At 48.3% G+C, this 22,930-nt stretch carries 19 protein-coding genes; 10 read left to right on the top strand and 9 right to left on the bottom strand.

What is annotated here, in order from left to right:
* Positions 1-22: 22 nt before the first annotated feature.
* From QU605_RS11760 to QU605_RS11750, 3 genes are read left to right on the top strand one after another with little or no spacing between them, the layout of a single operon-like run.
* The gene (locus QU605_RS11760; protein ID WP_289725517.1) at positions 23-778 is read left to right on the top strand and encodes a sulfite exporter TauE/SafE family protein; all 756 of its coding nucleotides are present in this window, start codon (positions 23-25) and stop codon (positions 776-778) included.
* 11 nt (positions 779-789) lie between these two features.
* On the top strand, positions 790-1,428 hold the full coding sequence (locus tag QU605_RS11755) for an NAD(P)H-dependent oxidoreductase (protein ID WP_289725516.1): 639 nt from the start codon (positions 790-792) through the stop codon (positions 1,426-1,428).
* Positions 1,429-1,441: 13 nt separating this feature from the next.
* The gene (locus QU605_RS11750; RefSeq protein WP_289725515.1) at positions 1,442-2,638 is read left to right on the top strand and encodes a DegT/DnrJ/EryC1/StrS family aminotransferase; all 1,197 of its coding nucleotides are present in this window, start codon (positions 1,442-1,444) and stop codon (positions 2,636-2,638) included.
* Here the strand turns inward: QU605_RS11750 and ribB are convergent.
* The 8 genes from ribB to QU605_RS11710 all read right to left on the bottom strand — a co-directional run bounded on the left by ribB (position 2,635) and on the right by QU605_RS11710 (position 12,130).
* Positions 2,635-3,765, bottom strand: coding sequence for a 3,4-dihydroxy-2-butanone-4-phosphate synthase (gene ribB, locus QU605_RS11745; RefSeq protein ID WP_289725514.1), 1,131 nt, complete (start codon positions 3,763-3,765; stop codon positions 2,635-2,637). The two genes, QU605_RS11750 and ribB, sit on opposite strands and share 4 nt — an antisense overlap.
* A 4-nt stretch (positions 3,766-3,769) precedes the next feature.
* Positions 3,770-5,269, bottom strand: coding sequence for an LptF/LptG family permease (locus QU605_RS11740; protein WP_434967929.1), 1,500 nt, complete (start codon positions 5,267-5,269; stop codon positions 3,770-3,772).
* Between the two features lie 43 nt (positions 5,270-5,312).
* A complete protein-coding gene (gene lolA1, locus QU605_RS11735; RefSeq protein WP_289725512.1) occupies positions 5,313-5,960 on the bottom strand; it encodes an outer membrane lipoprotein periplasmic chaperone LolA1 in 648 nt (215 codons plus the stop codon).
* A gap of 1 nt (position 5,961) precedes the next feature.
* Entirely contained in the window at positions 5,962-8,322 is a 2,361-nt protein-coding gene (locus tag QU605_RS11730) for an FtsK/SpoIIIE family DNA translocase (RefSeq protein WP_289725511.1), read from the bottom strand.
* 61 nt (positions 8,323-8,383) lie between these two features.
* The gene (locus QU605_RS11725; RefSeq protein ID WP_289725510.1) at positions 8,384-8,752 is read right to left on the bottom strand and encodes a diacylglycerol kinase family protein; all 369 of its coding nucleotides are present in this window, start codon (positions 8,750-8,752) and stop codon (positions 8,384-8,386) included.
* The gene (gene tpx / locus QU605_RS11720) at positions 8,745-9,251 is read right to left on the bottom strand and encodes a thiol peroxidase (protein ID WP_289725509.1); all 507 of its coding nucleotides are present in this window, start codon (positions 9,249-9,251) and stop codon (positions 8,745-8,747) included. Before tpx ends, QU605_RS11725 begins: the two co-directional genes overlap by 8 nt.
* 109 nt (positions 9,252-9,360) lie before the next feature.
* Positions 9,361-10,839, bottom strand: coding sequence for a Na+/H+ antiporter NhaC (gene nhaC / locus QU605_RS11715; protein WP_289725508.1), 1,479 nt, complete (start codon positions 10,837-10,839; stop codon positions 9,361-9,363).
* A 70-nt stretch (positions 10,840-10,909) separates the two neighbouring features.
* Positions 10,910-12,130, bottom strand: a complete 1,221-nt coding sequence (locus QU605_RS11710) for an aminotransferase class I/II-fold pyridoxal phosphate-dependent enzyme (protein ID WP_289725507.1) — start codon at positions 12,128-12,130, stop codon at positions 10,910-10,912.
* Positions 12,131-12,290: 160 nt separating this feature from the next.
* Between QU605_RS11710 and QU605_RS11705 the strand changes: the two genes are divergently transcribed.
* The gene (locus QU605_RS11705; protein WP_289725506.1) at positions 12,291-12,743 is read left to right on the top strand and encodes an Lrp/AsnC family transcriptional regulator; all 453 of its coding nucleotides are present in this window, start codon (positions 12,291-12,293) and stop codon (positions 12,741-12,743) included.
* 122 nt (positions 12,744-12,865) lie between these two features.
* The gene (gene lpdA, locus QU605_RS11700) at positions 12,866-14,266 is read left to right on the top strand and encodes a dihydrolipoyl dehydrogenase (RefSeq protein WP_289725505.1); all 1,401 of its coding nucleotides are present in this window, start codon (positions 12,866-12,868) and stop codon (positions 14,264-14,266) included.
* Positions 14,267-14,288: 22 nt separating this feature from the next.
* Here the strand turns inward: lpdA and QU605_RS11695 are convergent, their stop codons facing one another.
* Complete coding sequence (locus tag QU605_RS11695) at positions 14,289-15,476, bottom strand: heparan-alpha-glucosaminide N-acetyltransferase domain-containing protein (RefSeq protein WP_289725504.1); 1,188 nt, start codon at positions 15,474-15,476, stop codon at positions 14,289-14,291.
* A gap of 119 nt (positions 15,477-15,595) precedes the next feature.
* On the opposite strand from QU605_RS11695, the gene QU605_RS11690 reads away from it, so the two are divergent.
* The 5 genes from QU605_RS11690 to QU605_RS11670 all read left to right on the top strand — a co-directional run bounded on the left by QU605_RS11690 (position 15,596) and on the right by QU605_RS11670 (position 22,873).
* On the top strand, positions 15,596-16,138 hold the full coding sequence (locus QU605_RS11690) for an NADPH-dependent FMN reductase (protein ID WP_289725503.1): 543 nt from the start codon (positions 15,596-15,598) through the stop codon (positions 16,136-16,138).
* 30 nt (positions 16,139-16,168) lie between these two features.
* Positions 16,169-17,017 carry an alpha/beta hydrolase gene (locus QU605_RS11685; RefSeq protein WP_289725502.1) on the top strand — a complete coding sequence of 283 codons (849 nt, stop codon included), beginning with the start codon at positions 16,169-16,171 and terminating at the stop codon, positions 17,015-17,017.
* A gap of 62 nt (positions 17,018-17,079) precedes the next feature.
* Entirely contained in the window at positions 17,080-18,387 is a 1,308-nt protein-coding gene (tilS, locus tag QU605_RS11680; RefSeq protein ID WP_289725501.1) for a tRNA lysidine(34) synthetase TilS, read from the top strand.
* On the top strand, positions 18,375-20,399 hold the full coding sequence (locus QU605_RS11675) for a protein-disulfide reductase DsbD family protein (RefSeq protein WP_353655888.1): 2,025 nt from the start codon (positions 18,375-18,377) through the stop codon (positions 20,397-20,399). The genes tilS and QU605_RS11675 overlap by 13 nt, the downstream gene beginning before the upstream one ends.
* Positions 20,400-20,482: 83 nt before the next feature.
* Complete coding sequence (locus tag QU605_RS11670; RefSeq protein WP_289725500.1) at positions 20,483-22,873, top strand: penicillin acylase family protein; 2,391 nt, start codon at positions 20,483-20,485, stop codon at positions 22,871-22,873.
* Positions 22,874-22,930 lie beyond the last annotated feature (57 nt).

Raw genomic sequence — 22,930 nt, 5'->3', positions numbered from 1 at the left:
CAGATACAGTATTTTTGACCTCATGGAAGAATGGTACCATTACCTGCTGTTAGTCGGGGTCGGCTTCGTTGTGGGATTTATCAATACCGTAGCCGGGGGAGCATCACTAATCTCGCTTCCGGTACTTATTTTTCTCGGTCTGCCGCCTGCTGTGGCAAACGGAACCAATCGGGTCGCTATCGTTTTACAGACGGCTATTGCGGTTGCCGGATTTAAAAGCAAAGGCGTCAGTACCTTTCCTTTTAACGTTTATCTGGGCCTCTCTGCTTTGGTTGGATCCATCCTCGGAGCTTATATAGCCGTGGACATCAAAGGCGAGACTTTTAACAGGATCCTGGCCATTATTATGGTAATCGTGGTTTTGATCATCATCTTTAAACCCAAAGTAAATGTTTCGGAACTCGAGGAACGGATCACGGGAAAGTACCTGTGGATCGGGATGCTGGCCTTCTTCTTTATCGGCATTTACGGAGGTTTTATTAATGCCGGGATCGGTTTTATAATCATCCTTTTCCTGCATTATGTACACAGACTGTCCCTTGTACGCACCAATGCGACCAAAGTGGCGGTTGTATTTATCTATACACTTGCCGCCCTGGTCGTTTTTGCCCTCAATGATAAGGTTATTTGGAAAGTTGGCCTGGTGCTGGCACTGGGCAATGGGCTTGGTGCCTGGTTTTCCAGCCGGATTTCCGTAAACAAAGGCGATGGCTATATAAAAATATTTCTTATTGGAATGGTACTGGTCATGGCCGTAAAACTTTGGTTTTTCACTTGAATTCAAGAGGTATGGAGAAAACACTGGATTCCTTATCCTGGAGGTACGCTGTTAAAAAATTCAGTCCGGAGCGAGTAGTATCGGAGGCGAAAATCACCCTGCTCGGGGCTGCTTTTAACCTGACGGCGACTTCCTATGGCCTGCAGCCCATACGGCTTCTAATCGTTCGGAATCAGGCCCTACAGGATCAACTGGTGTCGACGTCCTATGGACAGCGACAGGTAGCCGATGCCTCCCATCTTCTGGTACTCTGTATTGAGAAATCCATCGACCGGGACTACATAGAGTCATATTTTGAACGTGTACATCAGGTGAGGGGAACTTCTCAGGAAATCCTGAGGCCATTCAGGGAAGGCCTGCTGGAAAGCTTTTCTGAAAAGACCCCAGAGGAAATCCGAAACTGGGCTGTTAATCAGGCGTATCTGGCGATGGGGAATTTGCTGACCGTTTGTGCCGTGGAGCGCATAGATTCCTGCCCGATGGAGGGCTTTGATCCTGCTGCACTTTCAGAAATACTCGATCTGTCTGAGAAGAACCTCGAACCCGTATTATTGCTCCCTGTGGGCTATCGTTCGGAAACGGATATGTTCTCGGAATTTAAAAAGGTCCGCAAGGACGAAACAGAAACCGTTATATATTATAAAGAGTAACTTGAATTGACTCATGCCCGGATTTGAATATTTTGGAGCCGCAGAACGCAAATCAGCTGGAGAAGTCCTGGAGACTGGAGTGCTTATGCGCTATGGATTTGACGGAATGCGCAATGGCCGCTGGATGGCCAAGGAAATGGAGCACGCATTGGCAAAGCGCATGCAGACCCGGTATGCGCACCTTGTGAGCAGTGGTACAGCCGCATTGACTGTCGCACTTGCGAGCGCAGGTGTTGGGGCGGGGGATGAGGTCATCGTTCCCACCTTTACCTTTGTTGCCAGTTTTGAAGCCGTGCTTTCGGTGGGTGCCATACCCGTTCTTTGCGATATTGACGATACCCTTACCTTAAAGCCCGATGCGGTTTTGAAAGCCATCACGCCTAAGACCCGGGTGATAATGCCTGTTCATATGTGTGGTTCCATGGCAGATCTGAGTGCTCTAAAGCAAATCGCAGAAGCTCATGATCTGATACTGCTGGAGGATGCCTGCCAGGCTATCGGAGGCAGTTACAAAGGACAGCCCTTGGGGAGTATTGGCCATATGGGGTGTTTTTCATTTGACTACGTGAAGACGATTACCTGTGGAGAAGGCGGCGGTTTGATTACAAATTCAGAAACCGTTTACCAGAAGGCCCACGCCTTTAGCGATCACGGACACGATCATATAGGAACGGACCGGGGCGCTGAGGGCCATCCACACCTGGGATACAATTACCGCATCGGGGAAGTAAATGCCGCTATTGGCCTTGTTCAGTTAAGCCGTCTGGATGAATTCCTGGCGATTCAAAAAACACATTATACCCGACTGCGGAACAGCCTGGATGGGATTTCCGGTATTACGTTTCGGAAAGTTCCTGAAGGGGGCGTTGAGAATTACTCCTTTCTCAATTTCTTTATGCCTGATGAAGCAAGTGCCCGCAAGGCTTCCAAGGCTTTAGGGGAAGCTGGTTTTGACGGCGTTTTTTACTGGTATGATAACAATTGGCACTATCACAGAAAATGGGAGCATCTTCACCAACTAAAATCCCTGTCCTCGCTGCCTGAGGAACTCAGGACGCAGTTTGAAAGGCGTTATCCACAATCTTTTGAGGTTTCGGATCATTGGATGGGCCGTAACCTGTCCGTTCTGATCAAGTTATCCTGGGATGAAACGGAACTGGAATCCCGCTGCCGTACCTTAAGCGATGTGATCTCGAAAGTGCTGGCCTAATACGGGACGTAATCGATGATTTCCAGGCCATAACCCACGATTCCCACCCGCTTGGTTTGCGTACTATTGGTCATCAGGCGCATTTTGTGGATACGCAGGTCGTGCAGTATTTGTGCACCTATACCGAAATCCTTGTTATCCATTGGAATACCCGGGGCTTTCATGATGCCTTTTGCCTGGTTTTCCTTAAGCCCTTTCAGGCGTTGCAGCAGGTTAAAGGATTCACTTTGCTGGTTGATAAATACAATGGCCCCTTTCCCCTCATCATTAAGGGCGCGGAACATATCGTCCAATTTTTTTTCTGCGTCATTGGTCAGTGTTCCCAGGATGTCGTTGTTGACCAGGGTTGAGTTTATCCGTGTAAGTACCGGTTCCCCTGCGTTCCAGCTTCCTTTTGTCAGGGCAATGTGAATCTGATCATTGGTGGTTTGCTGATAGGCGTGGAGGTGAAACTTCCCGAATCGGGTTTCCAAGTCAAAGGATTCTTTTTTATGGATCAGGCTGTCGTGCTGCATGCGATAGGCCACCAAATCCTCTATGGAGACCAGTTTTAAATCGAATTTTCGAGCGACTTCCTGTAATTGTGGTAATCTGGCCATCGTCCCGTCTTCATTGAGGATTTCAACCAAAATACCGGCCGGGGCAAAGCCGGCCAGGCGCGCAAAATCAACCGCGGCCTCGGTATGCCCGGTCCTCCTCAGGACGCCTCCGTTTTTGGCCCTTAGCGGGAAGATGTGGCCCGGGCGCCCAAGCGCACCCGGGCGTGTTTCCGGATCGACTAGGGCTTTAATTGTTTTGGCACGATCGTGGACCGAAATCCCGGTTGTGCAGCCCTGTCCGATAAGATCGACAGATACCGTAAACTGGGTGTGGTGCAGGACGGTGTTGTTCTCCACCATCATATTTAAATCCAGTTCCGCACAGCGTTCCTCGGTCAATGGGGCACAAATAAGGCCCCTTCCATGGGTGGCCATAAAGTTGATCATCTCCGGGCTTACCATTTCGGCGGCGGCAATAAAATCCCCTTCGTTTTCGCGGTTTTCATCATCCACTACAATGATTACCTTCCCTAGCCGGATATCTTCTATGGCAGATTCAATGGAATCGAGTTTTAATTTGGTCTTCATTCTTTTATTCAGTTGCCGGCTCTTTTTTAGCGCGGGTAAAACGTTCTTTTATAAAATCGATAAAATGACCGAAGCTCATCAGGCCTCTGTCGGCGGTTGCGCGACGCGTCAGCCAAATCCCCAGCGGGAGCATGATCAGGGTCGGCATCCAGGCTCCCAGGATGGGATGTATATTTCCCTCTTTGGCGTAATTACCTGAAAACACCCCGAAGAAATAATAGGCCAGAAACAGTACAATCGCAATAACCATAGGCAATCCCAATCCTCCCTTTCGAATAATGGCACCTAAAGGGGCACCCACAAAAAAGAGAATGATGCAGGAAAAGGCTAGCGCAAATTTCTTGTGCAAACTCAGGATGTGCATATTGTACCGCTTGTAGCTCAACTCGAGATCATCTCCTTTGCCCCGGACGGAATTCAGGAGATTCCTGACGGCATTTTTTGAGGCGTCGAGAACCTGGCCCTGTTCCCAGGTCTTAAAAGGGCTAAGCGGATCTCCGGGTACGTACGTGCGTTTAGGTTTCCTTTTGGCAGTAGCAGAATCCAAAGCGCGCTCCGAAATCTGGGTTATGTTGAGTGTTCTGGTGGAATCAGGGATTTTGAGCAAGGAGTCCGCGGGGGTGGGTACACTATCCCGGTCCCTTATGGGATAGGCTCCGATCCTGGAGGTGATGCTACTGGAAAATGCTTCTATCAGGTTCTGGTTGTGTTCGGCAATGGAATCGATATCTTTTATCAAACGTCCGACATTTTTCATTTTGTCGGTTTCCACATTCCGATCGGCTTCAAGATCCTCCAGGTTATCCGGAATCTCGATGTTCATAATATAGGTATCGAAATTTGCCTTTGTGAAGGGATGGGCATTCCCTGCGGTACCTGACTTCTGAATGTGTTCTTCATAGTAATGCCCGTCGATAAGTTTGAGTTGGATAATATCAGAACCTTCCCCACTGACCAACTCCCCCTTGCGCGCGCGGATAACGGTAGTGTTTCGCTGAAGTCCCGATTTCATATGAATGATTACATCCTCGAGAAAACGATCATTTTCCCCATACTTCCGGGCCACTTTGATGTTACGGCCTTCAAAATCACTAAAGACTCCTTCCACGATAACTGCCGCGGGTTTCATCGTGGCAATATTGCGTCTGAGGTTGTAAATTTTTTGTTCGGAAATGGGGATAACCGTATTGGCAAAATAAAAGGTAACGCCACCGAGGAATACCACAAAAACGATTAGGTATAGCATGGCCCTTTGGAGTGAAATGCCAGAGGCCTTCATCGCAGCAAACTCGTAATTTTCAGCCAGGGAGCCAAAGGTGAGAATTGAGGAAAGCAGAACCGTAAGTGGTAATACTTTTTCAGTGAGATTGGGGAGCAGGTAAAAAAGGAACTTGCCGATGATTATAAAATCCAGGCCTTTCCCTGCCAGATCATCGATAAATAACCAGATGGTCTGGAAAATAAAAATGAACATCAGAATGATAAACGAACTGAAAAAGTTCATCAGAAACCTCTTCAGGATGTATCGATCGAGGATTCGCAAAATCTTAATTCCTAATAATATAGTATCCTTCGTCCGTATACTTTTTCTCGTCGAAGGTAAAAAGTGTTTTCGGCAGGGGTTGGTCTGTTTTAAATGAATTTACCGTAATGGTCGTTCTCGTCCCATTTTTCCCGGTTTCAATAAGCTTGTAAATGTGCCGTGTCTCCACGTCGATACCGAGAAGAATCGAGGCTACCTCTGAATTCGTATCGATGGGTGTTAATTTGACAAACTGGATTTTCCGACCCTGCACATCCTGCAGGATGTCCCAGTCAAAACTATGGCCTTCCCTGTAGAAGGTGAGCATTTTGGAAGGGCTCACGGTTCCGTTCTCGGAAGATTTATCCTCAATGGTAATTTCCTCGTTTTCCGGGACGATGGTATACACCTTCTGACCGTCGTATAACTGTTCCGCCCCCATATAATTCAGGTAGTACTTTTCTCCGTTAAGTGTTACATTTCCACGGGTTTCCTGACGCACATCGGCCTCACTGTTATAAAGGTCGAATTTAAAATCTACCACGATGTTGTCATAACCCTGTACTTTTTCATAGACCTCGTCCAGCAGGTTTTTGGCCTTCGTTGCGTCCTGTGAATGCAATACACCCAGGGAACAGCACAGCAGCAGTATCAATACATTTCTGATTTTCATCTTATCCTTGTGTTTCGTTGTTTAGCAATTCATTCAGAGCGGCCAGATCCGAGACGAGAACCTGTCTCGCTTTACTACCTTCAAAAGGCCCTACGATACCTGCTGCTTCCAATTGATCAATAATGCGTCCGGCCCGATTATATCCCAATTTCAATTTACGTTGAATCAGGGAGGCCGACCCTTGCTGGGCGATTACAATGACCTCTGCTGCATCCCGGAACAGGGCGTCCCGTTCTTCAATGCTGTAATCAATTCCTGTGCCAGAGTCTTCGCCTATATACTCAGGTAATAAGTGGGCATCCGGGTATGCGCGCTGCGACCCGATGTACTCAGTGATTTTAGCTACTTCCGGCGTATCCACAAAGGCGCATTGAAGGCGAATAATCTCATTCCCCTGGGTATAGAGCATATCGCCCCGCCCAATCAGTTGGTCTGCACCCGCTGTGTCCAGGATGGTTCGGGAATCGATTTTGGAGGTAACCCTAAACGCAATCCGGGCCGGGAAATTCGCTTTTATCAGACCTGTAATCACGTTGACAGAGGGGCGTTGGGTGGCGATAACCAAATGGATTCCAATTGCCCTTGCCAGCTGGGCCAGGCGTGCAATTGGCGTTTCAACCTCTTTACCCGCAGACATTATCAGGTCCGCAAATTCATCAATAACCAGGACAATGTAGGGAAGGAAGCGGTGTCCGTCGTTCGGATTCAGTTTCCTTCCCTTAAACTTTTCATTGTATTCCTTGATATTCCGCACCATCGCCGCTTTGAGTAATTCGTAGCGGTTGTCCATTTCAATGCAAAGAGAATTCAGGGTGTGAATTACCTTTGTGTTATCCGTTATGATCGCCTCCTCACTGTCGGGAAGTTTCGCCAGAAAATGCCGCTCAATTTTATTGTAGAGGGTGAGTTCCACTTTTTTGGGATCTACAAGGATAAACTTTACTTCAGCCGGGTGTTTTTTGTACAAAAGGGATGAGAGAATGGCATTGAGTCCAACCGACTTCCCCTGCCCTGTAGCGCCGGCCATTAAAAGGTGTGGCATTTTTGCCAGATCCACCACAAAAGTTTCATTGCTGATCGTTTTACCGAAAGCAATGGGAAGCTGCATCTCGGCATTCTGGAATTTCTTGGAGGCAATCACAGATCGCATAGAAACCACTGTGGGCTTTTTATTCGGGACCTCAATACCTATGGTCCCTTTACCCGGAATGGGGGCGATAATCCGTATTCCCAGAGCTGCCAGGGAAAGTGCAATATCATCCTCGAGGTTCTTTATTTTCGAAATCCGAACCCCAGCTTCCGGTACAATTTCATAAAGGGTCACCGTGGGGCCAATGGTAGCCTTAATCTGGGCAATCCCGATTTTATAGTTCTTAAGGGTATTGACGATTTTATTCTTATTCTCCTCTAGTTCTTCCTGGTTTATGGTTATTCCGCCACTGGCACCATGAGAATCCAGGAGGTCCAGATGGGGGAATTTATACTTCGGAAGTTCAAGCGTGGGGTCGAATTCCCCGAAATCCTCAACCAGTTTATCGGCAAGGGCGTCAGTCTCTTCAGGCTCAATGGTCCCCGGCGCGACCTCCATTTCGATTTCCGCTACTTCTGGGGTAACAACCTGAATCTCAGCTTCAGTTTCCTCTTCGACTACAGGGATGTCTTTTTTATGGGTGTAGAGGTCTGCAGTAGCAGGAGCTTCCTCTTTATCCATGATGGGATCCAGCTCAAGGCTACCGTATCCCTGAGGATCTTCCACCACAGGGGACCGACTTGGCACCAGGGACCCCAATCCTGAAAACCCTTTGGCAACCCGCTCCGGAGAAAAGTCGAATAGGCGAACCAATATGATAACCAGACCGAGGAGCAGGAGCAGGAGCACTCCTATTTTTCCTGCATAATCCTGTAGGAACAAATTCATTTCATAGCCGACCTGTCCACCTAATAAAGGCTTTTGTACCGCAAAAAAGCCGAAGGCGATTGAAAACCAAATAAGGAGCACCAGCCCCCAGATCCATTTGGAAAGCAGGCCCTTGGCCTTAATTCCCAGAAATAAATAGATACCCGAAATACAAATAAGCCCAGGCAGGATAAAGGAAGCGAGGCCGAATCCTTTATACATAAAAAAATGACTAATCGCCGCTCCGAACTTGTTCAGCAGGTTTTCGGCTGATTTATCCCGATTGGCAAATTCAGTCAGGAGGCTCTGGTCCTCCTGCCATGTGAAGAAAAAAGATACGAAGCTAAAAAATAGGGCAAGACTGAGCAGGATCAGCAGGCTGCCAAGGATTATCTTGTTTTGCCTGGATATGCCGCGGGGCTTCCGTTTCCTGGAGGCCGAAGTTTTGCGTTTTGTTTTGGCCATGCGGTTGTTTTTGACAACGCGGCTAAATTACAAATTTACAGGGGAAGCAACCCCCCTCTGATCAGCTAAAAATCCTGGGGAGATAAATGATGAGTCCCACAATACCCGCCACCACAGCTGCAATGAGCACTGCTCCTGCAGAAATATCCTTAATGTGACCGATCCTTGAATCCCGCTCGGGCTGAACGTAGTCCGAGAGGGCTTCTATGGCTGTATTTATTCCTTCAAGGCCCATAACCATTCCGATTGCAAGTAATTGACAAATCCACTCCATGCGGCTTATTTCGCAATACCAGCCTGCGATACAGACCAATATTGCTACAACGAACTGAACCTGTATACTTCCTTCAGTTCTAAGGAGTATCCATGCGCCTTTAGCTGCGAAGCCAATACTTCGGATTCGGTTGCGGATATAGGAGGGTTCAGGCATTTTGAAGAGCCTCCAGTGCTGCGGTGTAATTTGGCTCCTGTCCGATTTCCGGGACCTGTTCGGTATAGATTACTTTGCCGTTTTCATCGAGTACGATAACGGAACGGGACAATAAGGCTTCAAAACCACCATCGGTCATAGTGAGGTTATAGGCTACCCCAAAACGGCCATCCCGATAATCGGATAGCATAACGACATTTTCGATTCCCTCAGCGGCGCAAAATTGATCCTGAGAAAAAGGAAGGTCCTTTGAGATACAGAGTACTTTGGTATTCGAAAGGGCTGCCGCCTCCTCATTAAATTTTCGAACAGAATTGGAGCAGACGCCGGTGTTGACGCTGGGGAAAATATTCATCAGGACCTTCTGTCCTCTGAAGTCGCTAATGTGTCTTCGGCCCAAACGGCTGTCTACCAACTCTACATCCGGGGCTTCTGTGCCCTTTTCTGGTAAGTTGCCCAATGTGTGAACGGTCTTACCTCCCAAGCTTATCTTAGTCATAGTAATTTAGGTTTTAGCAAAAATAAAAAATTGAAGCTTTGCTTTAGGGAATTTCCAGGCGATTCCTAAGGAATTGTAACCATCGCGCTATATCCGGAACAAAGGATCCCTATCCAGTCGCTAATTTTTTGATTTTAATGCCGAGGGCTGCGAAGAATAAGGTCATCATAGGACTCAGCCAATTGAATATCGCAAAAAAGAAATAATCTGCCACGGGGACGCCTAAAACCCCACTGTGGTAGGCGCCACAGGTATTCCAGGGTATGAGTACGGAAGTTACGGTGCCCGAATCCTCGAGGGTTCGACTGAGGTTTTCTGGTGCCAGCCCGCGGTCCTCGTATGCCTTGGCAAACATTTTACCGGGTACGACAATCGCCAGATACTGGTCGGAGGCGGTAATGTTTAATGCCAGGCAACTTCCCACAGTACTCGCAAAAAGACTGAATGTGGACTTGGCCATGCTTAAAAGTGCCTTGGTAATCCTGGACAGGGCGCCGATGCCATCCATAACACCCCCGAATACCATAGCACATACGATTAGCCATATGGTGCCCAGCATGCCGGTCATTCCTTTGGCAGTAAAGAGGGCATTAAGGGCTGCATTGTCGGTTTCAATGGCTGTTGAAATTGTTATGGAATTCAGGATACCCTTATATCCGGATTCAAAATTCAGGGTATCTGCCCCGGTGATCCCGGCCACAACCCCGGGCTGAAAGAAGAGCGCAAAAACTCCCCCGAGTAAGGTCCCGATAAGCAGGGCAACCAGTGGGGGTGTCTTCCGAATGATCATTACAATAACCGCCAATGGCACTAGAAAAAGCCAGGGGGTAATATTAAACGCCTCTTCAATAGAAGCAAGAATCCCCTCCGTATCGGCATTTCCAGAGGTTTCCAATGAAAACCCTATTATAATAAAGACCAGCAGGGTAATCAATATTGTCGGAATGGTGGTATAGGTCATATACCGGATATGACTGAAAAGCTCACCACCTGCCATGGCAGGGGCGAGGTTTGTGGTGTCACTTAAAGGGGACATTTTATCTCCGAAGTAGGCGCCGGATAGTATGGCGCCGGCAGTCATTCCCAATGAAATCCCCAAGGCCTCACCAATCCCGACAAGTGCAATCCCGACAGTAGCGGAAGTAGTCCAGCTGCTTCCCGTGGCGATAGAAATAATGGCGCTAATCACCACACATGCGCCCAGAAAGATGGTTGGATTGAGGATCTGAAGGCCGTAATAGATCATTGCCGGAATAATCCCGCTGATCAACCAGGTTCCCGCAAGTGCGCCTACCATAAGGAGAATTAACAGCGCTCCTGTTGTGGATTTTACGTTTTCGGCAACCTCTGCCAGCATTTGTTTGAAGGTCACTTTATTATAGAAACCAACAATCGCTGCCACGGCTCCTCCCATTAACAGTATAAACTGATTGGAGCCACTAATGGCGTCGTCACCAAATACATATACGTTGTAGGCCAGCATCCCGATAAGGGCGAATACGGGAATCAGCGCTTCATAAATGGATAATTCTACGTTTTCTACTATGTGCTCGTCTTGCCGGTACTTCTTCCCGCTGGATTTGGACATGGATTGCGTTTAGTTGGAAGGTAATATTACGATAATGCTGGTAATCGTGCAACCGTCCCGCGGTGTCCTTTTATTTTGAAACCTCATGCACAGGCATGATTCCGATGGCTTCAATACACGCTTTCATCGTTTTAAACGTACGTTCGATGTTGTTGTCCAGCCCGATTGAAAAACGGATGAGTCCTTCTCCCAGTCCCATGGCGATTTGTTCCGCTTCGGGGATTTCGGAGGAGGTCGATGCCCCCGGAGCACTAAAAAGGGTCTTATAAAACCCAAGACTCACAGCGAGGTACCCAAGGTTTTCCTTCTGCATGAGCTCCATAAGTGCATTTGCCTTCTCCAGGGTTTGTACATCCAGGGTAAGGATCCCGCCGTAGCCGAAATGCGCCATATGTTGTTTTTTCATCAGCTCATGGCCCGGATGGGAGGGAAGTCCGGGGTAAACCACCCGCAATCCCAGGGCTTCAAACTCCCTGGCCAGGTAGGCGGCATTATCGCTGTGTTTTTGAATTCTAAGGTGCAGGGTCCGCATGTTTTTGAGGATGGAGGCTGCCCGAAGGCTGTCCAGTGTACTCCCCAGAAGCATGCCGGCCCCGTCATTGACGTCTTTAAGGGCAAGGCAAAATTCCGTTGAGCCGCAGACGGCTCCCGCCACTGTGTCGCTGGTACCATTGATGAATTTTGTCAGGCTGTGAATCACGATGTCTGCCCCAAGGCGTGCCGGAGCAATGGAAAGAGGGGTAAAGGTATTATCCACCACAAGCGGTATATCCTTGGATTTTCCAATTCGGGAAAGTTCAGGGATATCAGCTACCTCCAGTAGTGGGTTGCTCACCGATTCGCAATAGATCATCCGGGTATTGGGGCGGATCGCTGAAGCCACTACATCCGGTTTGGTGATGTCGACAAAACTCACCGAAATATCAAAACGCTTCAAAAAATTCTTCATAAAGGCATAAGTGCCACCATAAATCGTCCGGCTGCTCACAATATGGTCTCCACTGCTACAGAGTTGCAGAATCACTGCAGTGATGGCGCCCATACCGCTGGCGGTCACATTCGCACTCTCTGTCCCTTCCAGGGCGGCCAGGGCCTCACCCAGGTAAAGGTTGGAAGGTGAGGAGTGTCTGCTGTAGAGATAACACCCTTCCGTATTTCCCTCAAACGTATCGAACATCGTCTTCGCATTGAGGAAAGTGTAGGTTGAAGAATCTGAAATAGAAGGATTTACCCCTCCGTATTCACCGAAATACTGTAAATCCTGAATAGAATCGGGAGCATTATAGTCCATGACGTCGTATTATTTACAGTAAAAATATTAAATTGCACGAATATTATCAATATAAAATAATATTTGCTTTAATAAAAACTATATAAGATAAGAAATTTAGAATAAAAAACTATAAATTCTTCTTCTTATTCAATGAATCAGATAAAATCCCGGTGACCCTATGGATGAGACCGATAAGAAAATACTTCAGCAACTCCAGCGAAATAGCAAACTCACCACAAAAGCCCTCGCTGCAGATTTGGGGCTTTCAGCTACCGCGGTATACGAACGTATTCGCAGGCTGGAACGAAATGGAATGATTCTCGGGTATGTCGCCCGGATTGACCCGGTGAAAGTACACCTTGATTTCAGGGTATTTTGCCAGGTTAAGCTCAGTCAGCACGTACAGCATCAGATCCGGACTTTTGAGAAAGAGGTGGACCAACTCAAGGAGGTGGTTAGTTGTTATCACCTCGGGGGCGAATACGATTACCTGCTCGAAATCTGCGTCCGGGATATGGCCGCCTATCGGGAATTTATGGTTTCCAAACTAACGCTGATCCCTCAAATTGGCAGTACCCATAGTGCCTTTGTGATAAATACGGTAAAACAAACTCATGAACTCCCGCTATGATCGGCGCCTTTTCAATACCTACTTTTCTTGTGAATTGAGGTCAGAAGCCAAAACATTTGTACTTTTGTGAACCCAATAAAACGCAGCCCGATCGGGGCTGCCTTAAACGAAAAAACGATTTTATGAAATCATATGATGTTGCTGTAATTGGTTCAGGGCCCGGAGGTTATGTAGCGGCTATTCGCTGTTCTCAGCTCGGGATGAAGACCGCGTTGATCGAGAAATACAGTACACTGGGCGGGACTTGCCTCAATGTAGGATGCATTCCCTCAAAAGCACTTTTGGATTCCAGCCATCACTATCACGATGCCGTTGCGCATTTTGAAACCCATGGGATTGAAATCCCGGGTGAAGTTCGGGTGAACTTAAAAAAGATGATCGAAAGGAAACAGGGGGTAGTGGACCAGACCACAAAGGGGATTGAATTCCTGATGAGTAAAAACAACATCGATGTTTTCCACGGGATTGGGAGTTTTAAGGATGCCACACATATCCAAATAAAAGGCGGGAATACAGAGGAGATTCAGGCGAAGTCGAGTATTATCGCAACGGGTTCGAAACCGGCCTCCCTGCCTTTTATCGAGTTGGATAAAGAGCGGGTTATAACCTCTACCGAGGCTTTGAGCCTGAAGGAAATCCCCGACCACATGATTATTATCGGAGGGGGTGTCATAGGACTCGAGCTCGGGCAGGTGTATCGGCGATTGGGGGCCCAAGTGAGCGTTGTTGAGTATATGGACCGTATTATTCCGGGTATGGACGCTGCTTTATCCAAAGAACTGACAAAGGTTTTTAAAAAGCAGGGAATGAAATTTTACCTCTCTCATAAGGTGACCGGTGTCTCCAGAAAGGGAAAGGAAATCACAGTTACGGCCTTAGACAAAAAGGAAAAAGAAATTGTGCTTAAAGGGGACTACTGTCTGGTTTCTGTAGGAAGAAAACCCTACACCGAAGGATTGAATGCAAAGGCTGCCGGAGTGGAACTGAATGAAAAAGGACAGGTCGTCGTTAACGATCACCTGCAGACCTCCGCATCCAACATCTATGCGATAGGCGATGTGGTCCGCGGACAAATGCTCGCGCACAAGGCAGAAGAAGAAGGTGTGATGGTCGCAGAAATCCTGGCTGGCCAGAAACCCCATATTGACTATAACTTAATCCCGGGTGTTGTTTACACATGGCCGGAAGTTGCGGCTGTAGGTAAAACGGAGGAAGAGCTAAAAGAATCCGGAGTCGCCTATAAAAGCGGGCAATTCCCAATGCGGGCACTGGGCAGGTCCAGGGCGAGTATGGATACGGATGGGTTTGTCAAAATCCTTGCGGATAAAAAGACCGATGAAGTGCTGGGGGTACATATGATCGGGGCCCGGGTGGCTGACCTCATTGCAGAGGCCGTTACGGCAATGGAATACCGTGCCTCCGCAGAGGATATCGCGCGAATGAGCCATGCCCACCCTACCTATGCTGAGGCCGTTAAAGAGGCTGCCTTAGCCGCTACGGATGACCGGGCACTTCACGCTTAAATGCCCTAAAGAATCCAGAGGTTTATCGACTCTGTGTAGCTGTGAGATATCGGATAAGACGCGTCCAGACTATGCGACACGTGCGCAGTCCCAGGTCCATCAGGTAAATCCCTTTGCTCTTAATCCATCCCAGGGTCTGGCCCAGTGAAGTTAGGAGCAATTGTTTGTGCTGGTTGTAGCTCAGGGCAGCCCAGGTGCAAAAGGTCATAAAAATCAATGCTCCCGTAATGACCTGAACGGGGGTGAGCGCCTGGTTCCAGAACTGGTATAAACCAATTCCCGTAAGACTTCCGTACAGAACCATAAAGTGGATCACATAAATGGACAGGGTATGCTGCCCTATGCTCAGAAATACCTTTCGTTTCATCAGGCCTCTGAGCAAAATGAACACTGCAAAAACGAGCATGACATCTCCAAGACGGATAAACAGGTAATTGTTCAGGGCGATTCGCTCGAAAAGGGCAATACCGGCCCTAACGCTAATCCAATCGAAAAGGGGAGAGGAGTACCAAATTAGGCTGACACCCCCAAGTAGGAAAACGCCAATACTTTTTAGATACAGGTACTTGATGTTACGATACCTGTAGAAAAGGGAAGCCATAAAACCACCTATAAACGCGTAACCTACCCACGGAATAATCGTAAACACCGAACCATTTGCCCGGGTAAAGTAGTTCGCCAATGCTACAGGCATAAATGAAAGATCCCATGCGCTGTAAACGGGTTCGAATGCAAAAAGCAGTACTCCCAAAGTTAGAAACACCACAGAAAGCCTTCCGATCTTACCTTTTGGGACTGCCAGATAGATCAAAATCAGGAGTAAAAGGGCAATGCCGATACAATGAAGGACATCCACCAGGAAAAAAGAAGGGTAAATTACACCATTGAGGAGTCCAAACAGATTCGTGCGCAAGAGGTAACCAATACCGATAAGTTCCAGGCCGCGTTTTAGTCCCTTGCGGATACGGGGGTTGTTTTTTCCCTGTACAGGTGCCAGCAATAAGAGGTATGTGAAAATAAAGCCGGAAACCGTAAAGAATACGGGGGCGGTAATCCCGCGAAAATATTTCCAGGTGGAAAACAAGAGATTTGATGGGTCGCGATATACGGGATCCAGCAGGCCATCGATAAAATGCCCCTGAAGCATCATGAGGATGGCCCAGGCGCGCATGGCATCTATAAAATAGAGTCGTTTACTCTGTTCTTTCATAAATTCAGATACTCTATATACTGAAAAACAGCCTGCTATGGATGTTTTCGCTGGCAAAATTATTAAAATTACAGACCTCAGCACCTAAATTCCTTTATTTTCGCTGAAAACCTGTTTTTATGTCAGCAATTTTGGCAACTGCCGGAAGCAATTCCTCAACTTCGATCAATTTCAATTTAGTTAAGTACACCGTCTCCCTAATTAAGGATCGAGGCGTTCAGTGTATTGAACTGGCCGGATACGCTTTTCCGATGTACAGTGAAGATCTCGAAAAATCAGATGGAATCCCTGAAATAGTAACCGGATTTCGGAAACAGATAGAAGAGGCCGAAGCCCTAATCCTTTCTGTGAATGAGCACAATGGGAATCCCTCGGCTTTTTTTAAAAATATTCTTGACTGGCTTTCCAGGGACGAGCGCAAATTCCTGGTCAATACCCCGGTTTTCCTGATGTCTGCTTCGGGTGGAAAGCGCGGAGCAGCCTCTTCCCGGGATGTCGTAGCCCAAATGCTGAAACGCTTTGGGGCCGAAGTGGTATCGACCTTTTCGCTTCATAATTACTACGATTGTTTCGATCCCCAGACGGGCATCACAGATCCTGGCCAGGCTTCCCTTCACGAGCAAGCCCTCAATGACTTTCTCGCCTATATTGACGCCAGGTAGAAATGTGTTAAAACCACAAACATTTATTTTATGACTGAAGGGAAATACGAAGTGCAAACGTTTAAGGAAGACTGGGAAGGCGTGCCCATTCATGGATTTTGGTCTCTTGTCGAGAATCCCAGGGCGAGTATCCTGCTAATCCACGGATTTGGTGAACATTCAGGAAGGTATTTAAAGGAAGTAGCCCCTTTTTTCAATCGGCATGGCTTTTCCGTACTCGGATTCGATCTGATTGGTCATGGAAAAAGCGGTGGGAAAAGAGGTCACTGCCAGGGATACCAACAGCTAATGGGACTAACCAAAAAAGGGTATCACAAACTAAGGTCGAGATACCCGGAACTCCCGCTGCTGCTCTACGGGCACAGTATGGGAGGAAACCTCGCCCTGAATTTTGTGCTTCGTGGATTTGGGAAGCCTGAAGGTGTAATCGCGAGCAGCCCCTATCTGCGACTTGCTTTTAATCCTCCGGCATGGAAGTGGAAACTCGGGAAACTGCTCTCGCGTATTGCGCCCTCCGCAACTGTGCCTTCGGGCCTGGATCCTGCAGGGATTTCAAGAGATCCGGAGGAAGTATTGAAATACAAGGCCGATCCGCTTATCCATGACAAGGTCAGTCCCACATTCTCTTTTCCGGTAATAGAGGCTGGGGAATGGGCGATTCAAAATGCACATAACCTGGACGTGCCAACGTTAATTCTCCACGGGACTGCGGATCCCATAATCGATCCTCATGGAAGCCGGGACTTTCATGCCGGTGCAACCTCAACCCATCTTGAACTGCTCGAAGACGGATACCATGAATTGCATCACGATCTTGAAAGGGAACGCTATTTTGAGGCAATGCACATCTGGCTGGAAAGCCATACGTTTAAAGTGTAATTCATCTGCCAACGCCTTCAGATTCCTGCCGTTTCTGTACAATTTGTACCTAACTTTGCAGAGTGAAAACACGCTTTAAGGCACATATTGAAACCCATTTTCCAGAGATGCTTCAAAAGCCATTCCTGCTCGCGTGCAGCGGGGGTGTGGACAGTATGGTACTCTGGACCCTTTGCCGGGAATCCGGACTTGACTTTGAAGTTGCGCATTGCAATTTCAACCTTCGTGGAGACGACAGTACAAAGGATGCTGATTTTGTGACAGAGATGGGGATAATATGGAATCAAACTATACATGTAAAACAATTTAATACAGTAGCATATAGTGCTTCACATAAACAATCACTTCAGGAAAGTGCAAGGGTGCTGAGATACGAGTGGTTTGCGGATCTCCTCAGGGAGCGCAACCTCACATTTACAATCACAGCCCATCATGCAGATGACCAGCTGGAGACCTTTTTAATCAACCTTATCCGCGGCACAGGCCTTGAAGGACTTACCGGAATTCCGGCTGCTGCGAAGGGAATCAGAAGACCTTTGTTGCCATTTGACAGGGAGGAAATCCTCGCCTATGCGCATGATACGAAAACGCCTTGGCGGGAAGACGCCTCGAATACAGAAGAGAAGTACCTGAGGAACCGGCTTCGCCAATCCGTCATTCCGAATTTGAAAAAGGCCGATTCCAGGGTGCTCGGAAACTTCGAGAAGTCACTTGATTTCCTTAAGGGCAGCAGGGCCCTGCTGGGAAACCACATAGCTGAAGTTCGGGATAGGGTGCTCGAGAAAGAAGGAGAAGTGGTAAGGTTCCCGCTGAAGGCCCTGGAGCAACTGAGCCCGCTTGATCCTTATTTATATGAACTTTTCAGGCCCTATGGGTTCACAGACTGGCAGGCCCTAAGGAGGCTGATGGACGGGATTAGTGGGAAGGAGATCAGATCTGCGACCCATCGCTTACTCAGGGACAGAACCGCCTTGTTGTTAAGGCCCGTCCAGGCACAAAGCCAGGAGATTTACCAGATATATCCGCAAGTATCTCCCAATCCCAGTGACCTCCCCATGATCCTGAGCGAAGTTGCCCATATGGAACAGGCCGGGAAAAACGTACTATATGTGGATCGGGAAACGTTAAAGGAGGGATTGCAATTGCGAAAATGGCAAAAAGGCGATTACTTTTACCCTTTGGGCATGTCGGGAAGACAGAAAATAGCGAAATACTTTAAAGATCATAAATTCAACCTCTTTGAAAAAGAGGACCAGTGGATACTATGCAGTGGAGATGCGATCGTTTGGCTGGTAGGACATCGCCCGGATGAACGCTTTAAAGTTACAGGGCAGACAAAACAAATACTCAGGCTTGAATGGCGCGGATAAGGGCAATTTTACAGATGGTTTTTTTGTGCACGGTTTGCCTTTGGCAACCGGTACACGCACAGATCGAAGCGCACCCGGTCCAATGGACTCAGGAGCTGATCCGGGAGTCCGACACTTCCTTTTCTCTGGTTTTTGAGGCTAGCATAGACCCCGAGTGGCATTTATACTCGCAGCATACTCCAGAGGGCGGAGCCCTGCCCACAGAGTTTTCCTTTAAGGGCAACGGCATGGGTTACCAGACTTTGGGCCCTGTCCAGGAGAGCGAGACGGAGACCGCTTTCAGCGATATCTTCGAAGTTGATGAGACCTTTTTTAAGGGGACCGCCAGGTTTGTTCAGAAGATCTATCTAAACGATAAATCGCTACCCGGGATACAAGTTGATATATTTTATCAGGTCTGCAAAGAGGTCTGCATCGGGGCGGAAAAGACCTTTTTGTTTTCACTGACGGATCAACCATTTGTTCCGGAATCCCCGGAACTCGATGCCGAATCCCTCACGAAAAGCGATGCCCTCAGATTGGACCTGAAAAACACAGCCTTCCTCGAACAGCATAACGCCACAGGGACCGGAAAGGGGAAGGGAATCTGGGTTATTTTTGGCCTGGGCTTCCTGGGAGGATTGCTCGCCCTGCTTACGCCCTGTGTGTTTCCGATGATTCCGCTTACGGTATCTTTTTTCACCAAGCAGACCAACAGCCGCTCCAAAGGGATTGCGCGGGCAGGATTTTACGGTTTCTGTATCATATTGATCTATTTTCTCTTGAGTTTGCCCTTTCATTTCTTCGATTCGGTAGACGCCCAAATCTTGAATACGCTTGCGACGAATATCTGGCTGAACCTTCTCTTCTTTGTGGTCTTTGTCGTCTTTGCCTTCTCATTCTTTGGCTATTACGAATTGACCCTGCCTGCTTCGTGGGCGTCCGGTGCTGATCGGGCATCTGACCGGATTGGCGGTGCCATTGGAATCTTTTTTATGGCCCTGACCCTTGCGATTGTTTCCTTTTCGTGCACGGGTCCAATCCTCGGTGGCTTATTAGGGAGCACAGCGCTTTCCGAAGGGGACGTTGCGACCAACCTGACGGCCGGGATGCTGGGCTTTGGGGTGGCCCTGGCCTTACCCTTTACGCTCTTTGCCATGTTTCCGTCCTGGTTGCAGCGCTTGCCGAGTTCGGGGGGGTGGATGGAAACGGTCAAGGTCGTCCTGGGGTTTCTCGAATTGGGCCTTGCCTTAAAATTTCTTTCCAATGCCGATCTGATTGGGAACTGGGGATTTCTCAAGCGGGAAGTATTCCTCGGGATCTGGATTCTACTGGCCCTTTTGCTTTCTGCCTACCTTTTGGGAGCCTTCCGGTTCAAAGAAGGGGGAACTGTGAAAAGGCGACGTTCCAAAACGGCTGTAGTGGGCGCATTATTCTTTATTGGCTTTGCCGCCTACCTTGGGTATGGCTTGCTTACAGGGGCACCTTTAAAAGCGCTCAGTGGTTTTCCGCCACCGGATTTTTATACCCTGAGCAAACAAGAAACGGACTGCCCCCTGGGATTGGATTGCTACAAAGATTTTCAGGAAGGTATGGCACAGGCTCAGGCCAGCGGCAAACCCATCCTTCTTGATTTCACGGGCTGGGCCTGTGTGAATTGCCGGAAAATGGAAGAACAGGTCTGGAGTAATCCTGAAGTGTTCCGCCTGATCCGGGATGAATACATCCTGGTTTCCTTATATGTGGATGAGCGGAAACCGCTCCCGGAAGATCAGCAGTTTACCTTCTCCTATGCGAATGGCACCCTCAAGGAGATTGAATCCATAGGGGATTATTGGAGCACATTCCAGAACCTGAATTTCGGCGCCGTTTCCCAACCCTATTACGTATTGCTAGCGCCTGATCTCAAAATACTGGCGCCACCGGTTCAAAACACAGATATAGAGACCTATCGCGCCTGGCTGCATTCCGGACTGAAGGCGTTCCAGACGAATGATTTTGAGGTGCCGGATGCATTTTCCCTTCCACAATAGCATTCTGCCTGTCCGCGCTACGCTGGTCTTTTGATTTAAAGGGAAAGGACCTATATTTAGAATTCAATTTTTAAATACGATCCTTGAGACTAATCAAACGAATCCTTGTCTTCCTTGCCATATTCCTGGCCCTTGTCCTCCTGGTAGGCTTTCTATTTGTTCAGCACCAAAAACCGGAATATGAGGGCAACAAAGAGCTTTCCCAATTAAAGGACTCCGTATCGGTGTACTTTGACACCTACGGGATTCCTCATATTTACGCTGAAAATGAACCGGATGCCTTCCGAGCTCTGGGCTTTGTACATGCCCAGGATCGGTTGTGGCAGATGGAACTCCTCAGGCGGATAGCTCCAGGAAGGTTATCTGAAGTATTTGGCCAAGAGGCCCTGCCGAATGATAAGTTGTTTCTGGGACTGGGCATTGATGAGGCGACACAAAAAATACTGGCAGATCTGGATCCCGAAGAGCCTGCGGTACAACTCGCCCAGGCCTACCTCGATGGGATCAACCAGTATATTGCGGAAGGTCCAACCCCTATTGAGTTTTACCTCACCGGGCTGGACAAACAGCCATTTACCCTGGCAGATGTCTACAACGCGGTGGGCTATATGGCATTCAGCTTTGCCATGGCACATAAAACGGATCCCTTTCTGATGGAGGTACGGGACCGCCTTGGTCCGGAATACCTGGCAGAATTACTGCAGACTTCACCGTCCAATGCGACGATGATCAGAACCCATGACTCCCGATTTGTTTCGGATTCATCCCATCAGCTTTCAGCCCACATAAGGGAAATACTCGAAAAAACACCCCTTCCGGCTCTTGAAGGCAGTAACTCCTGGGTATTGGGGCCCGAAAAGACCAAAAGTGGGAAGGTCCTGTTTGCAAATGATCCGCATATCGGTTTCGCCCAGCCTTCTGTCTGGTACGAGGCCCATATAGTAACTCCTGACTTTGAAAAATACGGCTATTACCTGGCGGGAGTCCCATACCCCTTATTGGGTCATGACCGTCTGATTGCGTACGGCCTGACGATGTTTGAAAATGACGATATCGATTTTTATTCGGAGACCCTGGACCCCGGGGATAGTACACGGTATCTCCGACCCGGCAGATTGGGGACTTTTGTGCAAAAGGAAAAACAAATTCCCGTAAAGGATCAGGAACCTGTAACCTTCCGTTACCGGGAGACCGATCGGGGACCGGTTCTCAATGAAGCCCTCGAATCCCTGAAGGCAGAGGCACCCGTTAGTATGTCGTGGGTTTATACCCAGGGTGAAAACAATGTGCTCCAGGCGTTATACGGAATCAGTCATTCCCGGGATATGGACAGCTTTGAGAAAGCGGTAGCCGATATTCACGCCCCGGGCCTGAACGTAATGTACGGGGATGCAGAGGGTAATGTAGCCTGGTGGGGCGCTGCGAGACTTTCGGTACACCCGGATAGTTTGTCGACAAAACTCTTTCTGGACGGGGCTACGGTAACCCCACCAGAACCCCTGGCATTCGAGCGAAACCCAAGGTCAATCAACCCGCCCTGGGGCTATGTGTATTCGGCGAACAATCAGCCAGACAGCGTTCAGTACGGGATGATCCCGGGGTATTATTTGCCGGAGAACCGCGCGCGCAGGATCGAAAACCTGCTTGAACCCAGAAGTGACTGGGACCGGGATGGTGTTATGGAAATGATCACGGACGTTACCTCTCCGGTGAACCCGGAAATTGTGGCCGCTCTGGCAGCCGATTTATCAGGTGAACCCCTGGAAGCAGCGGCTGAAAAAATGCTAATTGCGTTAAAAAACTGGGATGGAACAGCTGATCTGGAAAGCAAGGAAGCTGTGCTTTTCCACCGATGGGTTTATGAATTTCTCTCGGCTACTTTTGAAGATGAATTGGGTGCAGAAGGATTTGAATCCCTTTTAAATACCCATCTGCTCAAACGCATGATTTCACCCATGAGCCGGAAGGAAGCATCTGTTTGGTGGGATGACGTGCGTACTCCTGAAATCCGCGAGACGCGAAAGGATATCATTCGGGCGTCCTATAGGTCTGCCGTAGCCTCCATCCATACAGATTTTGGGGGATATGAAGGAGACTGGGGATGGAAAGACGTACATTCAGTAGAATTCAGCCACCCTTTTGGAAGGATGGAATCGCTGAGGTCATATTTCAATGTGGGCCCGTTCCCTGTAAACGGAACCCGGGAGGTTATCAATAATTTGATGTTCCCCTACAATGCATCAGGATTTTACAAGGTGAGCGCAGGGCCTTCCACCCGTAGGGTCATCGATTTTTCTGATATTGAAGCAAGCATGAGCATTCTCCCAACAGGCCAGTCCGGGAATCCTTTCAGTCCGCATTACGACGATCAGGCCGAAATGTACATTCAGGGAAAATTTCGCAAAATGTTGCTCAATGAACAGGAAATCAAAGCGAATTCTAAATCAATACTTATATTTAGCTTTAATGAATAACTGACCATCACCTCATAATCCGGTAGTTTCGGCTCTCCGGACAAATGTCTATATGCA

The organism is Robiginitalea aurantiaca (genome assembly GCF_030380815.1).
GTDB lineage: Bacteria > Bacteroidota > Bacteroidia > Flavobacteriales > Flavobacteriaceae > Robiginitalea > Robiginitalea aurantiaca.
This window is presented reverse-complemented; position numbering and strand designations above follow the sequence as displayed.

Excerpts from the sequence above, each read along its gene's own strand:
- QU605_RS11760 (WP_289725517.1), top strand. The coding sequence starts at position 23 with ATGGAAGAATGGTACCATTACCTGCTGTTAGTCGGGGTCGGCTTCGTT.
- QU605_RS11755 (WP_289725516.1), top strand. The coding sequence starts at position 790 with ATGGAGAAAACACTGGATTCCTTATCCTGGAGGTACGCTGTTAAAAAA.
- QU605_RS11750 (WP_289725515.1), top strand. The coding sequence starts at position 1,442 with ATGCCCGGATTTGAATATTTTGGAGCCGCAGAACGCAAATCAGCTGGA.
- ribB (WP_289725514.1), bottom strand. The coding sequence starts at position 3,765 with ATGAAGACCAAATTAAAACTCGATTCCATTGAATCTGCCATAGAAGAT.
- QU605_RS11740 (WP_434967929.1), bottom strand. The coding sequence starts at position 5,269 with ATGAACTTTTTCAGTTCGTTTATCATTCTGATGTTCATTTTTATTTTC.
- lolA1 (WP_289725512.1), bottom strand. The coding sequence starts at position 5,960 with ATGAAAATCAGAAATGTATTGATACTGCTGCTGTGCTGTTCCCTGGGT.
- QU605_RS11730 (WP_289725511.1), bottom strand. The coding sequence starts at position 8,322 with ATGGCCAAAACAAAACGCAAAACTTCGGCCTCCAGGAAACGGAAGCCC.
- QU605_RS11725 (WP_289725510.1), bottom strand. The coding sequence starts at position 8,752 with ATGCCTGAACCCTCCTATATCCGCAACCGAATCCGAAGTATTGGCTTC.
- tpx (WP_289725509.1), bottom strand. The coding sequence starts at position 9,251 with ATGACTAAGATAAGCTTGGGAGGTAAGACCGTTCACACATTGGGCAAC.
- nhaC (WP_289725508.1), bottom strand. The coding sequence starts at position 10,839 with ATGTCCAAATCCAGCGGGAAGAAGTACCGGCAAGACGAGCACATAGTA.
- QU605_RS11710 (WP_289725507.1), bottom strand. The coding sequence starts at position 12,130 with ATGGACTATAATGCTCCCGATTCTATTCAGGATTTACAGTATTTCGGT.
- QU605_RS11705 (WP_289725506.1), top strand. The coding sequence starts at position 12,291 with ATGGATGAGACCGATAAGAAAATACTTCAGCAACTCCAGCGAAATAGC.
- lpdA (WP_289725505.1), top strand. The coding sequence starts at position 12,866 with ATGAAATCATATGATGTTGCTGTAATTGGTTCAGGGCCCGGAGGTTAT.
- QU605_RS11695 (WP_289725504.1), bottom strand. The coding sequence starts at position 15,476 with ATGAAAGAACAGAGTAAACGACTCTATTTTATAGATGCCATGCGCGCC.
- QU605_RS11690 (WP_289725503.1), top strand. The coding sequence starts at position 15,596 with ATGTCAGCAATTTTGGCAACTGCCGGAAGCAATTCCTCAACTTCGATC.
- QU605_RS11685 (WP_289725502.1), top strand. The coding sequence starts at position 16,169 with ATGACTGAAGGGAAATACGAAGTGCAAACGTTTAAGGAAGACTGGGAA.
- QU605_RS11675 (WP_353655888.1), top strand. The coding sequence starts at position 18,375 with ATGGCGCGGATAAGGGCAATTTTACAGATGGTTTTTTTGTGCACGGTT.